Annotated in this window: 11 protein-coding genes; 5 read left to right on the plus strand and 6 right to left on the minus strand. The window is 45.7% G+C overall.

Features of this window, described 5'->3' with window-relative positions; all coding sequences use genetic code 11:
• Positions 1-40: 40 nt before the first annotated feature.
• The 3 genes from lptB to WAE59_RS24500 all read left to right on the plus strand — a co-directional run bounded on the left by lptB (position 41) and on the right by WAE59_RS24500 (position 2,859).
• Positions 41-775, plus strand: a complete 735-nt coding sequence (lptB, locus tag WAE59_RS24490; RefSeq protein WP_337858643.1) for an LPS export ABC transporter ATP-binding protein — start codon at positions 41-43, stop codon at positions 773-775.
• An 18-nt stretch (positions 776-793) separates the two neighbouring features.
• Positions 794-2,305, plus strand: coding sequence for a GH3 auxin-responsive promoter family protein (locus tag WAE59_RS24495; protein WP_337858644.1), 1,512 nt, complete (start codon positions 794-796; stop codon positions 2,303-2,305).
• Positions 2,306-2,430: 125 nt separating this feature from the next.
• Positions 2,431-2,859 carry a CBS domain-containing protein gene (locus tag WAE59_RS24500; RefSeq protein WP_337858645.1) on the plus strand — a complete coding sequence of 143 codons (429 nt, stop codon included), beginning with the start codon at positions 2,431-2,433 and terminating at the stop codon, positions 2,857-2,859.
• Positions 2,860-2,862: 3 nt separating this feature from the next.
• Here the strand turns inward: WAE59_RS24500 and WAE59_RS24505 are convergent, their stop codons facing one another.
• Complete coding sequence (locus WAE59_RS24505; RefSeq protein WP_337858646.1) at positions 2,863-4,908, minus strand: M13 family metallopeptidase; 2,046 nt, start codon at positions 4,906-4,908, stop codon at positions 2,863-2,865.
• Between the two features lie 105 nt (positions 4,909-5,013).
• Here WAE59_RS24505 and WAE59_RS24510 point away from each other — a divergent pair, with 105 nt between their 5' ends.
• Positions 5,014-6,129, plus strand: coding sequence for a metallophosphoesterase family protein (locus tag WAE59_RS24510; protein ID WP_337858647.1), 1,116 nt, complete (start codon positions 5,014-5,016; stop codon positions 6,127-6,129).
• An 80-nt stretch (positions 6,130-6,209) separates the two neighbouring features.
• A complete protein-coding gene (locus WAE59_RS24515) occupies positions 6,210-7,100 on the plus strand; it encodes a sterol desaturase family protein (protein ID WP_337858648.1) in 891 nt (296 codons plus the stop codon).
• On the opposite strand, the gene WAE59_RS24520 is transcribed toward WAE59_RS24515, so the two are convergent.
• The 5 genes from WAE59_RS24520 to WAE59_RS24540 form a co-directional block, all read right to left on the minus strand.
• Positions 7,097-7,987: a pirin family protein gene (locus WAE59_RS24520; protein ID WP_337858649.1), complete on the minus strand. Its 891-nt coding sequence runs from the start codon at positions 7,985-7,987 to the stop codon at positions 7,097-7,099. The genes WAE59_RS24515 and WAE59_RS24520 overlap by 4 nt on opposite strands.
• 117 nt (positions 7,988-8,104) lie before the next feature.
• On the minus strand, positions 8,105-9,703 hold the full coding sequence (locus WAE59_RS24525) for a SusD/RagB family nutrient-binding outer membrane lipoprotein (RefSeq protein ID WP_337858650.1): 1,599 nt from the start codon (positions 9,701-9,703) through the stop codon (positions 8,105-8,107).
• A gap of 20 nt (positions 9,704-9,723) precedes the next feature.
• Positions 9,724-13,002 carry a SusC/RagA family TonB-linked outer membrane protein gene (locus tag WAE59_RS24530; RefSeq protein WP_337858651.1) on the minus strand — a complete coding sequence of 1,093 codons (3,279 nt, stop codon included), beginning with the start codon at positions 13,000-13,002 and terminating at the stop codon, positions 9,724-9,726.
• A gap of 181 nt (positions 13,003-13,183) precedes the next feature.
• The gene (locus WAE59_RS24535) at positions 13,184-14,248 is read right to left on the minus strand and encodes a FecR family protein (protein ID WP_337858652.1); all 1,065 of its coding nucleotides are present in this window, start codon (positions 14,246-14,248) and stop codon (positions 13,184-13,186) included.
• Positions 14,249-14,401: 153 nt separating this feature from the next.
• Positions 14,402-14,956, minus strand: a complete 555-nt coding sequence (locus tag WAE59_RS24540) for an RNA polymerase sigma factor (RefSeq protein ID WP_337858653.1) — start codon at positions 14,954-14,956, stop codon at positions 14,402-14,404.
• Positions 14,957-14,979 lie beyond the last annotated feature (23 nt).

The following is a 14,979-nucleotide window of genomic DNA, read 5'->3' on the forward strand; positions in this document are numbered from 1 at the left end:
TTTGGAATACTAAGTCATAATTCTAAACTTGCAAGTATAAATGATATTAAGAGCAGAAAACCTGATCAAAAAATATAAGCAGCGTACCGTTGTCAATGATGTCTCCTTTGATGTCAGTCAGGGTGAAATTGTGGGCTTGCTGGGACCAAACGGTGCCGGAAAGACCACCTCATTTTATATGATCGTAGGTTTGATCAAACCTAACGAAGGAAAAATCTTTCTGGATGACCAGGACATCACCACTGACCCCATGTACCGCAGGGCACAAAAAGGTATCGGCTACCTTGCACAAGAGGCTTCAGTATTCAGAAAGCTTTCTGTGGAAGACAACATCATGGCCATCCTTGAGATGACCAAAATGAGCAAGGAAGAGCGTCATGAAAAACTGGAAGAGCTCATCAATGAGTTCAGTCTGCATAAAGTTCGCAAGAACCGGGGCGATCTGCTCTCCGGTGGCGAACGCCGGAGGACAGAGATTGCCAGGGCACTGGCTGCCAGCCCCAATTTCATACTCCTAGATGAGCCCTTTGCAGGGGTAGATCCAATTGCGGTCGAGGAGATCCAGACCATCGTGGCCAAGCTCAAGAAAAAGAACATCGGTATCCTGATCACCGATCACAATGTGCAGGAAACCTTATCTATTACCGACAGGGCCTATTTATTATTTGAAGGAAAAATCCTTGAATCTGGCACACCAGAAGTACTCGCAGCCAACGAGATGGTAAGACGCGTGTATCTCGGCTCCAATTTTGTACTGCGCAGTAAAAATTTATAGTTCACAATAAAGCAAGCTATGGCATTTGTAAATTCAATTTTTACCTGGTACATGAAAAAGCGCGTCCACCAGATTGAGCTTTTTGTGAAATATCCGCATGATGTACAGGAAGAATGGTTCCAGAGGCTCATTTCCAGTGCTGAGGATACTGAATGGGGAGAAAAATATCAGTACCGCACGATTGAGACTGCAAAACAGTTCAAAGAACGCGTACCGCTACAAAATTACGATACCCTAAAGCCTTATATTGAGCGCATGCTCAAAGGGGAGCAAAATATCCTCTGGCCTTCTGAGATCAAATGGTTTGCAAAATCCTCGGGCACGACCAATGACCGCAGCAAATTCATCCCTGTCTCTGAGGAATCCCTACAGGAATGCCATTTTAAAGGTGGCAAGGACATGCTCTCCATTTTCTGCAACAACAGGCCGGAAAACCAGATCCTTACCGGAAAAGGGCTGGTCCTCGGCGGAAGTCACCAGATCAACCAACTGAACGAAGATTCCTTTTATGGCGACCTATCGGCCGTCCTGATCAAAAACCTGCCCATGTGGGCCGAATACTACCGGACACCAAACATCTCTATTGCGTTAATGGACAATTACGAAGAAAAGATGGAAAAAATGGCAGAAGCCACCATTAAAGAAAACGTAACCAATATTGCAGGCGTACCTACCTGGACCATTGTACTGGCTAAGAAGGTACTCGAAATGACAGGTAAAAAACACCTGCTGGAGGTATGGCCGAACCTGGAACTGTATATCCACGGCGCAGTTAATTTCAAACCTTACAGGGAACAGTTTAAAGAACTGATCCCCTGTGACAATATGTATTACCTCGAAACCTATAATGCCTCTGAAGGCTTCTTTGGCATACAGGACGAGGTCAATTCCGATGAAATGCTCCTGATGCTAGACTACGGGATCTATTACGAGTTCCTGCCCCTGGAAAAGCTGGAAGATGAAAACCCTGCAACACTTTCCCTGGACGAAGTAGAGCTGTTTAAAAACTATGCGATCATCATTTCTACTAATGCAGGGCTATGGCGATATATGATCGGAGATACTGTTCAGTTTACGAGCTTAAATCCCTTCCGCATCAAGATTACTGGCAGGACCAAACACTTCATCAATGCGTTTGGGGAAGAGGTCATCATCGATAATGCCGAGCAGGCGATCTGTAAAGCCTGCGATGCGACAGGAGCAGTATTTAAGGACTATACAGCCTGTCCGATCTATTTCAAAGGCGAAGAAGTAGGCGGCCATGAATGGATCATTGAATTTGACCAGCAGCCGAACAATTTTGAACGTTTTGTAGATGTACTGGATCAAACACTCAGGGAGGTCAATTCCGATTACGATGCCAAGCGTTTCAAAGATATGGCCCTAAGGAGGCCTAAGGTACACAATGCACCAAACAATACCTTTTACAATTGGCTGAAAGCAAAAGGCAAACTGGGTGGCCAGCATAAGGTGCCGCGCCTATCTAACGACAGAAAGTACGTGGAGGAAATACTGCCATTGCTGAGCTGATATATTTTCTGAGGGGGCGAGGGAATTTCATATTTTTTGCTTAAGTTTAATTAGCTAAATATTAGGCGCTTACAGACCGACAAATTTTGGCGGTCCGGCGTTGTGAAAAACCAAATACGATCCTGATGAAAACTGTACAGCAAATACTCAACCTAAAGCCCATCAACATTTTTTCTGTTACTGAAAACACATCTGTTTTAGAAGGGCTGCAACTCATGATGGAGAAAAATATCAGTGCCTTACTGATCGTTGAAGATGGCCGGCTCAAAGGCATTTTTACAGAGCGTGATTATGCCAGAAAGATCATTCTGTATGGAAAATCATCAGCAGAAACCTCCATCACTGAAGTCATGACTCCAGATCCGATTACTGTACTGCCTGCTGACAGTATCGAACACTGCATGTCGATCATGACCGACCGGCACATTCGTCACCTCCCGGTAATGAAAGATGACGAACTGCTCGGAATGGTATCTATCGGTGACGTGGTCAAGTTCATCATTGCAGACCAGAAGCAGACCATTTCGCAACTGGAAAGCTACATCAATAGCTGATCACTACCAGATCTTCACTCTTTTATCCGGAGCAAGATATAATGAATCTGCAGGTTTTACGCCAAAGGCTTCATAAAACTCAGGAACGTTTCTGACCACACCATTGACCCTGAACCGGGCAGGGGAATGCGGATCTGTATTCACTTGTGTCCTTAGTCCTTCTTCTGTAGACTTACTGGCCCAGACTTGCGCCCAGCCGATCAATACCCGCTGCTCCCCGGTAAAGCCATCCATCTTTGGAGCTGGTTTTCCGGCAAGACTGGTCTTATAGGCTTTGATTGCGATGCTCAGCCCGCCAAGATCCCCAATATTTTCGCCAAGGGTAAAATTACCATTGACATTCAGATCCGGAAACACCTTAAAACTGCTGTATTGGGCGACCAGCGCATTTGTTCTTTTCTTGAATTCAGATTTATCTTTAGCTGTCCACCAATCGCGCATGACCCCATCGCCATCAAACGTACTGCCCTGGTCATCGAAACCATGTCCGATCTCATGCCCGATTACCGCACCGATCGCGCCATAATTTACAGCGTCTTCAGCGGTCATGTCAAAGAAGGGAGGCTGCAGGATGGCCGCCGGAAATACAATTTCGTTCATTGGTGGATTGTAATAGGCATTGACCGTTTGAGGTGTCATGCCCCATTCACTGCGGTCTACAGGCTTGCCCAATTTATCAATCGTCCTGTTGTATTCAAATTCCGCAGCACGCTTTTTATTTCCGTACAAATCGTTTTTGACTACTTTTAATGCGCTATAGTCCCTCCATTTATCAGGATATCCAATCTTGGGGGTAAATTTACTGATCTTATCCAATGCCTGTTTTTTGGTCTCCGGACTCATCCAATCCAGTGTTTTGATGCTGGATTCGTAAGCCTTCAAGAGATTTCCGACCAGTTTGAGCATCCGCTCTTTGGCCTCAGGGGAGAAATGTTTCTCTACATACAATTTACCCAGCATTTCACCCAGGTTATCATTGACCAGGTCCACGGCACGGCGCCACTGTGGCTTCTGCGCTTTGATCCCATTTAAGGTTTTCGAATAAAAATTGAAGTGTTCTTTATCCAAAGCTGTATTCAGGAAAGATGCCGATCCGTTGACCACAGTCCATTTCAAATAAGTCTTCCATGTGGCTAAATCCGTCTTTTTAAAGATCTCGTTCAAGGCTTTGGTGTAAGCCACCTGCGCCACCACGATGCTATCTGTACCCTTGATCCCTGCTGCAGTAATCATCGCATTCCAGTCGAAATCAGCAGCCAGTTTGTTCAGATCCCTGATGGCATATTTGTTATACAAGCCCACAATATTCCTGGTTTCTTCCTTCTTCATGTGCCTGGCTGCCAGTTGTGTTTCCAGGGCTAAGATCTGCGCTGCATTGGTACTGGCATCGGGAATACCGGCCAGACCAAGCATGGTCTCCACATGGCTCAGGTACTTTGCCCTGATCTCTGCAGACTTCGCGTCCTTTAGAAAATAATATTCCCGCTCGGGCAAACCAAGACCGCCCTGCCAGGTCATCAGCATGTATTGTTTGGGATTTTTCAGGTCCTCCATTACCGTAATGTTGAACGGAATCGCATAGCCAACTTTATTTGCATAAGCCATGTAGGCCGAAAGGTCTTTGGGAGAAGCTATTGCATCAATCTTTTTAAACTCTTCGTGCAAGGGCTTCAAACCAATGGAATCACGCAGCTTGGTATTTAAAAAGGAATCATAAAAATCGCCGATCTTTTGTTCCTCTGAGCCCTCTTTTCCCCCGGTTTTCGCCGCATTTTCAATAATGGCCTTCACATCTTCCTGTGCCTGGTCGTTGATGATCGCACCTACACCATAACCCGATTTATCAGCCGGGATCTTGGTGTTTTTCAACCATGTCCCATTTACATAAGCCATAAAATCATTACCCGGAACTACTGTGGTGTCCATATTTTGTACGAGGATTCCCGATTTCAGTTCAGTCTCCTTAGTTTTATCATTATTACAAGCTGACAGCAGCAACAGCGTCCCTGCCAGCAACGGAGCAGCGTAAGATTTCGTTTTCTTCATCATGATTAGGAATAAATTAGTGTATATCAAATCTAGTAAAATAATCGCTTTTTAATGATCACTTAATATTGGCCCGCTAACTTTATGCTGTCACCAAACAGGAAGATCATGATCAGCACAAAAATCATATACAATGCTGTTTTTAAAACAGAAGCAGTGGATGACCTCGATAAATTCCAAGCCCTACCCAAGCCTACCGGCAGCTATCCATACCGACTAAGCGTAGACCACCAGGACGCGGGCGACTGCAGGGAGATGATCTTTCATATGGTTGGTGATACCGGTGGCACCAATTCCCCGGGCTGCCAGCAGCGAATGGCAGGAAAAATGGCCGAGCAATACCTTTGTGCATTGGCTGGCCACCAACCTCCGGCATTTCTATACCACCTGGGCGATATCGTGTATCATTATGGTGAAGCAGAACAATATGCAGAGCAATTTCTAAAACCCTTTGATACCTATCCAGGCCAGATCTACGCCATTGCCGGCAACCACGATACTGATGTCAACCTGAATAGCAATGAGCCCTACGAGACTTTAGATGCCTTCTATACTGCATTTTGCAACGTTGCTCCCAAGACCATCCATTTCGGAAAGGGAAACATCAGGAAAAGTCAGGTACAACCACATGTCTACTGGACTATGCAGGCACCTCTGGCAACAATTATCGGGCTACACACCAATGTGCCCAAGTATGGCTATGTAGACCGGGAACAAAAAAACTGGTTCATCAAAGAGCTACGCCATGCTGCCCTTTTTCATCAGGAAAAAGCCATCATCGTATGCATGCACCACGCTCCTTACTCCGCTGACGTGAACCATGGCTCCAGCGAGGCAATGATCAGTTTCCTGGAAGAAGCTTTTGAAGAATCTGGAGTAAAGCCCGACGTGGTATTTAGTGGCCATGTCCACAATTACCAGCGGTTCAGCAAAAGTTACAGCGATGGGAAAAGTGTCCCATTCATCGTAGCCGGAGCCGGAGGGTTTGATGAGCTGCACCAACTGGCGGATCCCTGTGATCCTACCTACCAAACAGAGAACGACTTATTAAAAGGCATCCGGCTGGAGCAATACTGTGACGACAGCCATGGTTTCTTAAAAATAGCCATACAAAAAAGCCCATTTAATTTCCAGATACAGGGTGAATATTTCATTGTACCGGAAAACCCTGAGCAGGATGCTGTTCTTTTTGATCAGTTCAATATAGACCTGACCGGAAGGTAGCTAAAATGTGAATTTTATGACCCTTGCCAATTGGCTCATTTATTGATTTACCGCTAACTTTGCTGGCAAAATCATACAAAATGACGGAATTGGACAAAAGCATCTCGGTGATCGCCCTGTTTAGTATCGTAATAGCCCTGACCTTTGTGGAAATGTACTACAGTTATGTACATGACAAAAAACAGTATCAGGGACGAGATACCTGGACTAATGTTTATTTAATGGGTATTGCTTTTCTGGTCAATATCCTGACCAAGGCTGGGACTTTCATGCTGCTCCAATACTGTTATTTGCATTACCGTTTGTTCCAGATCTCCAATGCTATTTTTTATTGGGTTGTATTGATCCTCGCCCAGGATTTCCTCTATTGGTTTTTACACTACACCGGGCATTACGTCCGCTTTTTCTGGGCCATGCATGTAACGCACCATTCCTCAGCACATTTTAACCTGACGACTGGTTTCCGTTCTACCGTTTTTGAACCACTCTACCGGGTTTTCTTTTACCTTCCCCTGGCACTGATGGGCTTTGATGCCTTCGACATCCTTTTTGCTTACCTGGTTACCCAGATTTATGGCAACCTGGTGCACACACAGGCGATAAAAAAGCTACACCCGGTCTACGAATACCTATTCGTGACACCTTCCCACCATAGGGTACACCATGCCAGTAACCTCAGGTATCTGGATAAAAACATGGGTATGGTACTCATCATCTGGGACAGGATTTTTGGCACTTTCCAGGCGGAAATCCCGGAAGAAGAATTAAGGTATGGGCTAACCAAACAGCCCGAAGATCAAGGTGCAGTGAACATTATTTTTCATGAATTCATAGCGCTTTATCAGGATGTGAAAAATGCACCTAGCTTCAGTGATAAGCTCAAATACATCTTTTATCCTCCGGGATGGAGCCATGATGGGAGCAGCCAGACCGCAAAGGTCATGCAGCGGGAACTCACAGGCCGATCCTAATTTCTTGCATTTCTGCTCTGGGGAGGCAGGGGAACAAATTCTGTTTCGCCTGGTACGGGAACAAATCCCTGCGCCAGCCAAAGTGCTTTTGCTTCTTCAATTCTTTCCCTGCTGGAAGCAACGAAGTTCCAATAAATGAAGCGTTCCTCGGAAAAAGGGCTTCCACCAAATATGTAAACAGTTGTATTTTCAGCCATCTCGAATTCACAGAGTTTGCTGTTGTTAGCCACCAGTAATTGTTTGGGCTGGAAAACATGTCCCTCACTTTCTATGGAACCTTCGAGAATGTAGAGGCCACTTTCTCCAAACAGTTCATCTCCAATGTTCAATTTTTGCCGTCCTTTGCTTTTCAGTTCTAAAAAGTACAAGGGGCTATACACCGGAACGGGGGAACGATGACCGAATGCCTCTCCTGCAATCAATTTAAAATCAACTTCTCCCTGCTTCCATACAGGCATTTCTTCTTCATTGATGTGAAAAAACTCGGGCTCCATCATTTCCAGATGCTTAGGCAATGCCACCCAGATCTGCAGCCCATGCATCATCTTGCTCGAAGTACGCAGGTAATCAGGCGTACGCTCAGAATGCACAATACCCTTTCCGGCTGTCATCCAGTTGACCTGTCCCGGCTTGATCTCTATAGCAGTGCCGAGGCTGTCCCGGTGCATGATCGCACCTTCAAATAGGTAGGTCAATGTAGAAAGGCCAATATGCGGATGTGGCGGCACATCCAACTGTTCATGGTCGCTGAGAGAGACCGGTCCCATATGATCTATAAAAGCAAAAGGCCCCACCATCCGTTTTTCCCGGAATGGCAGTAACCTGCCCACCATAAAATTACCAATATTGCTGGGTCTCTCCTCTATGATCAACTGAATGTTTGACATGCTTCTGCGTTTTAATAGAATGTAAAGTGAAATTACAGATTTGAAATGGCTTTGCAAAAGCTTCGAAAATTAAAAAGCCCCTCAGTGTAGACTGAAGGGCTTTCCTACTGTTACTTTTTATTGTTTGTCCCACCATACTCTACCCTTCAGGTTATCCCCTCCAGGTACCGAGGCAGATGCAGCACTGTAATTCGCTCCGTTTTTAGCTGCCTCTTCCACCGGATAAGGGAAACGGCGCGGAATTGTTCCCGCAGTGGCATTGCCGGAATAATTGATCGGCGTAAGTGCGGGGAAGCCTGTCCTGCGCCAGTTGGACCAGGTCTCATAAAAATCGAGCATGGTACAGGTATGCAGCCAATATTGGGTATTGATCATTTGCAAACCTGTGGCCGCATTGTAAGGGTTGGCATCAGCAAAGGTTTGTGCTACGCCATCTGCAACTGCCATTGTAGCATCATACTGCCCTAGATAAGTGATCGATGCTTTCAGGCCTGCATTGTAATGCGTAGCTGCAGATCCGGCAATCCCCCAGCGCTGTGCGGCCTCAGCGAGCAAAAATTCTGTTTCTGCAAAGGTCATGATAAATGTGACACCATTTCTTTTCAGCATTCCCGGATGTGGAGAAGAATAGTCCGGGATACTGGTGTAGGAAGCATCCTGCCTGATGTCGCGTCCGGCCAAACCACTCAGGTCTTTTCCATTAGGCATCCCTTTTTGTACCGCCGGGCTGGCATCATAGGAAGCGTTCTGGTCTTTTCCAGCCTCTGCCAGCCACAGTTTGGTGACAGCAACCTTGCTCAGCCGCGGATCATTGGCACCTTTCAGGAGATTGATGAAGGTGTTGGACCATTTGGTGTAATAATTCTCCTGTCCGCCGTCTCCCAGCAATACCTGGCTGTTCCTGTTTTGAGTTACCCTGGCACCAGATACATCATGCACCAAAAAAGCATTGTCTGCATTGTCGACCATTGTCTTACCCACTGTCTTTTGCGCATATGCTTTAGCTGTATTTTCATCTATCTTCGTGAGTCTCATCGCCAGGCGCAGCAAAAGGCTATTTCCAAAACGTTTCCATTTGGCAATGTCACCCTTGTAGATCACGTCACCAGTTACCTTGTCTCCTGCCGGATTCAAGGCATTGGTGGCCTCTTCTACTTCTTTAAGAAGGTCTGTATAAATCGATTGCTGGGAATCGTATTTTGGTGTAAAAATACTCTTGTAGTAACCCTGTCCGGCTTCTGAATAGGGCACATCACCATACAGGTCAGTGATCCTGGCAAAGACCAAAGCTTTCCAGATCCTGCCAACCTGGTGTACATTGGCATATTTTTCATTGCCCCGGGTCATTTCAACGACATCAACAATTGGCCTCACCTGTTCAATATAGGCCCCTACGGCATTATTTCCCCAGTAAGCGGCGGTGTAGCCTTCATTTAACAAATACTTGTCTCCCGCCCAGTAGCTCACTACGGATGATAAGCCCTGCATCATGGTAGAAGCGTAGATCAGGTTGCCCCTCCAGGTATCGTAGGCGAAATCTGTACTGCCTGTATAGGTCAGCTGAGCAGTACTCAGGGTATAATTCGGATCAAAATTGGTAGGCCCGTAAGCAACAGGATTGGTATTGATGTCTTTAAAATCTTTGGTACATGAGGCCATTAACAAAAGCGTCAGCATGACCATCAGTTTAGAGGTGTTGGATATATTCGTTTTCATCGTTCTTTGTCTTTAAATAATTAAAACTTAACACTTAGGTTGAGACCAAAGGTCCGCACGGGCGGCACACCACCAAGTTCCATTCCCGGAAAAGTGGCATTGTAGCTCGACTCAGGATCGATGTTGTCGGTTTTTTTCATTAAGATGAACAGGTTACGGCCCACCAGGCTCAGGTTGAAACTTTTGACTTTATTGTCGAACATTTTCACCGGAAAATTGTAACCAAGGGTCATTTGTCTGAGCTTGATGAAACTGGCGTCCTGCACAAATTTATGGGAGGCATTGTCTGCGGTATTCTGGTAAAACAGTGCGGCATTGTTGCCCAGCGCATCCCTGTTCTCTAGCGTTGCTTGATGTAAGCCAAAGAAGTAACCGTAATAATCGGTTGCGGAGAAGACTTTGCCTCCCCATTTGCCATCGATAAGTACAGAAAGTTTCAAGCCTTTATAGGTAAACTCATTGTTCCAGCCTGCAAACCATTTGTTGTAGGCAGAGCCATAGGCTTTAAGTTCGCCCCTCAAAGGAGCGCCCAGGGCATTTTTTTCTATATTGCCATTGGCATCGTATTTAAAATCGTAGGCCATTACCTGGGAAGCAGCCATACCGGGAATGTTCTGCAGGTAACCTGCGCCTGTGCGCGAAGTGGCCAGTAACTGCGAAGTGATGCCCTCCGCCAGCGATAAGACCCTGTTTTCATTGTAAGTTGCATTCAATGAAGAAGTCCAGTTGAAATCATCAGTTTTAAGGACTACTCCGGTAATGAGGGCTTCTACACCCTTATTTTCCAGGTCACCAGCATTCAGTACCGCCCCGCTATAGCCTGTAGTACTGCTGGTCGTCACAATGGAAATTTCATCTTCAGAGTGCTTTTTATACCAGGTAAGATCGAGGCTCAGCCGGTCGCCGAGAAACTTCATCTCCGTACCGATCTCCAGTTCGCTGGCCTTAGAAGCTCTGAGGCTCGGATTGGGAATGCTCAGGTTACTGATGATGCCTAGCGGACTGCCATTCAGGCTCTCACTCCGGAAGCTGTAAGTTAACATGGTCTGATAAGGATCTGTAGCCTGACCAACAATCGCATAGCCTGCCCGCAGTTTTCCAAAACTCAGGAAGGATGGTTTCCATAATTCAGAGAACACCAATGAACCGCTCACTGAAGGGTAAAACACGCTCAATTTATTGTCTTTACCCGGTGTTGCCAGTGTAGAGAACCAATCTGACCTGCCACTACCTGTCAGGTAAAAAATATCCCTGTAGGAAAATTCCAGCGTTCCATAAACCGATTGGGTTTCGGATTCTGTTTGTACATAACCTACCGATTTGTTCTTTGCATTCAGGATGTTGTAAATCCCAAACACAGCGAAATCGGTTCCGTTGTTGGTGACCTGATTGACACTGGTATGGCGAAAACTGGCACCTACATTTGGGGTCAGGCTGAAATCATCGTCCAGTTGAAAAGATTTACCCAGGAGCAGATCTGCATTGATGTCTTCAAATTTTGTTTTTTGCTCCGCAATTTTTCCGTTGACATAGTATGCAGTTCCCGAAGGCACCACATTCTTGTAAGTATCGGTATAGGCATCCCTTCCTCCGCGTCCCTGAAAAAACAATCCATTATCCAGGGTATATTTTGCACTAAAGGAGCTGATGGAGCGGTCCCTTTTGGTATTGTTAACGAACTCATTGGCCGCAAACCAGGGATTAGTCGCATACGCATTTCCTGTGTTGTACTGGATTTCGTTGCCTGCCGCATTCTTTCCTGGCTTCAGGTCATTGACATTGATGCTGGTAGGCAGAAAAGCCACATTGTAATTGGCATTACCCGCACCGTCCGAAAGCATCGGCCTGTTTTTTGCCTGCTCCAGGATCAGGTTAGTCCGGGCATCTATGGTCAGGCGCTTCACCGGCTCAAAAGTTCCCACCAGGTTAAACGACTGCCGGTTCAGCCCTGAATTGGGCACTACTGAATTGCTGTTGACATCATTGGTAGAAAAGCGGATCGCACCGCCTTCAAATGATTTATTGAGGGCAACGGTATTGGTCCATGTCCCTCCGTTTTTATAAAAATTTTCGATGTTATTTTTTTGCGCAGTATAGGGCCGGGATACACCATCAAACTGTACGACACTACTGCCATCCAGCAATGCGCCCCAGCTTGATCCGCCCACCTGGGCTGCAGCGGCCGCATCGGGAGATTTTATACCATTTGCACCCTGACCGTACACATACTGCCAGTCGGTACGGTCCATGACTTGCTCCACGACATAATTGCTATTGAAGTCGATGCTATTTCCCTTACCACTTTTGGTGGTGATCAGAATGACACCGGCTTTCGCCCTGGAGCCATACAGTGCGGAGGCCGCAGCACCCTTCAATACAGAAATGCTTTCGATATCGTCAGGGTTTAAGTTTCCAACCGCATCACCCAGATCCGGTGCGTTGTCCCATTGACTGCCTGAGTTTCCATTGGGGTTCAGGTTGTTTAAGCCTGTAGGTTTGTTTTCCATGGGAACGCCATTGATCACATAAAGCGGCTGATTGGTCTGGCTTAAACTGGAAACCCCGCGGATCAGTACACTGGTTGAGGAACCCACGCCTCCTGAAGTCGAACTGATGTCGAGGCCCGCCACCTTGCCCACCAGGGAATTGGCCACATTATTTTCACGGGCCTGGGTCAATGACTCACCCTGAACCTGTGATACAGAATAACCCAACGCCCTGCGTTCCTTTTTGATGCCTAAAGCGGTCACGACCACTTCATTCAGCATCTTGGTGTCCTCCTGGAGCACCACCTCTATGTTTAGGTTACCTTCTACTGAAACCTCCCTGGTCTGGAAGCCGGCAAAAGAGACCACAAGTATTGCATTGGCGGGCACCATGATGGAAAATTTTCCGTTGATATCCGTTGCCGAGCCCGTACCTGTACCCTTGACCCGCACAGAGGCCCCTGGCAAAGGATCGCCGTTGGCATCTTTTACTGTTCCCGTGATCTTCGTATCACGCCGCCGGCTAATGACGATCAGTCCGTTCTCAGAGATGGAATACTTTAAATTGGTACTGCTGAAAATGGTCGCGAGCACCTCGGCCACTGGTGTATTTTTGACAGTCAGGGTCACATCTTTGTTGACAGGCACACTGGATGAACTGTAAACGAAATGATAATCACTCTGCTCTTCTATAATTTTCAACACCCTGCTGAGCTTGGTTTTCGTCACATCCAGCGTAATCTTTTGCTGTGAAAAGACCGATGCCGATACATTCAGACAGGTAATGAAAATTATAATACACGTTAATTTCATTAAAATAATGAATTTTAAGAACGCCCTGGAATTAAAGCGTGCTTGCAGTAAGTAATAATTAATCATATTTTTGTTTTTTTGGTTGCGTAAGTATTTGGCAGCAGTCTGTTTGCGCATTTAACTGCCATTGCTTCATATCAAAAAAATTTAGAGGAGCGGTGCGTCAACACCGTTCCTTTTTTTATTTTGATAGGGTAATCTGGTTTCCTTTTATTTCATAGTTAAAATGTTCTGCGTCTTGCAACGCCTTTAGTGCCTCTTTTATATTTTCATTGGAAAAGGAAGCCGTAAAATGGTATCCCTCAACTTCTTTGTCTTTAAACTTCAGTTCTACATTAAACCAGCGTTCCAGTACCCCCTTCAGTTCCCCAAAACTCTGATCCGAGATTTCCAGCCGGTTCTGGGTCCAGGCTACTTCGGCAATTACGTTATCACTCACCTGGGTAAAATGGTTGATGCTGATCTCAGGAGTTTGTAAAGCTGGCTTTTTCAACTTCGCAGTTGTCGGATCCTGGAGTTCCTTCTTATAAAAAGTGACTTTCTGGCTCGGCTTTAGCGTGATCGAACTACCTTTACTGCCCTTCCCTTCCATGACTATCAGTCCCCTGATGAGTGTAGCCTCAGAAGTGGCCTCTCCAGGGTAGATCTTCACATTGAAGGCAGTGCCCAGTACATTGATGTCAAAATCTGCTGTATGCACCTTGAAAGGTTTTTGCTTTTGATGTACCACGTCGAAAAAAGCTTCTCCAACAAGGTTGACTTCCCTGCTTTTCTCATTAAAGCAGTCCAGGAGGGTCAGTTTACTCTTGGCATTGAGCAAAACGACCGTGCCGTCGGGTAAGGTAATTTTTTTGCGCTCAGCTGCTTTTGTACTGAAATGCTGTGCCAACTGCCGCGCCGGGGCCGCCTTTTCAGGCCTAAAGAAAAATAATGCAATGCCCAGTAAAACCAGTACCGCTGCAGCAACCTGTAACCAAAGGTACCGCCTTGGTGCAAGTAGTGCCAGGTCCTGATGATCTTCAAGGCGAATTTTTATCGCATCCAATTGCGTATTTACCGGTTTTTTATTTCCGCTCAGGATTACATACAACTTTTTTGCTTCTGCTATAGTTGCTGCCTGCTCAGGATGCGTCCGGATGTAATTTTCCCAGTAATTCATGCAAAGCTGATCCTTACCTGCGCAATAAAGCTGGAAAGTATTGTCTACCAGAAAGTCTTCAACATGAAAAAGACTACGATCAATCATAAGTTTTGTTTTATATAATACCAGTGCCAGAAAAACAGGAGATTTCCTAAAGAAATTTCACATTTTTTTAATTTCGTCGATTAAAGGCCAATTTCGGGGTACTGCGATTATCAAAAACTATATTTGGAATTAAAGAGAAACTCCAGCACCGGGCTAATCTTTAAGCTCTTTACGCAATATTTTAATTGCATCATAAATGGTATTATACGCAGTCTTGATGGTGTGTTGGGTTTGTTCGGCAATCTGCTCGTAACTGAGTCCTTCAAAGAATTTTAGGTGGATCAGTTGCTTCTGACGGAAGGTCAATTTCTCCAGCGCAGTTTTCAATTTATATTTGACTAGTTCATCTGTCTGTACTTTCACAATGAATTCTTCGTAAGACATTTCCATCCACTCACCTTCGGCACCGGCATTTTGCAAAGCATCGTTGATTTTTCGCTTACGCTCCAGCATGCGCAATATTTTGCGTTTTAGAAAAGTACGCAGGTAAGCTGGTACATTATCTACCCTGTCCAGTTGTGCATGTTTCTCCCAAATGGTTACAAATACCTGGTCGGTGGCCTCTCCAGCTGTTTCTGAATCGCCACAAACACGGATTCCAAAATTTACCAGGTCGTAATAAAGTGTACGGTAAAGGTCGAAAAATGCATCCTTATCGCCCAAGCGCATGCGCTCCCACAACAGATGATGCATTAACTTATTGTCCATTAGTTTGGTTTAGATGATAACAA

The organism is Pedobacter sp. GR22-6, from assembly GCF_037402555.1.
Lineage (GTDB): Bacteria > Bacteroidota > Bacteroidia > Sphingobacteriales > Sphingobacteriaceae > Pedobacter.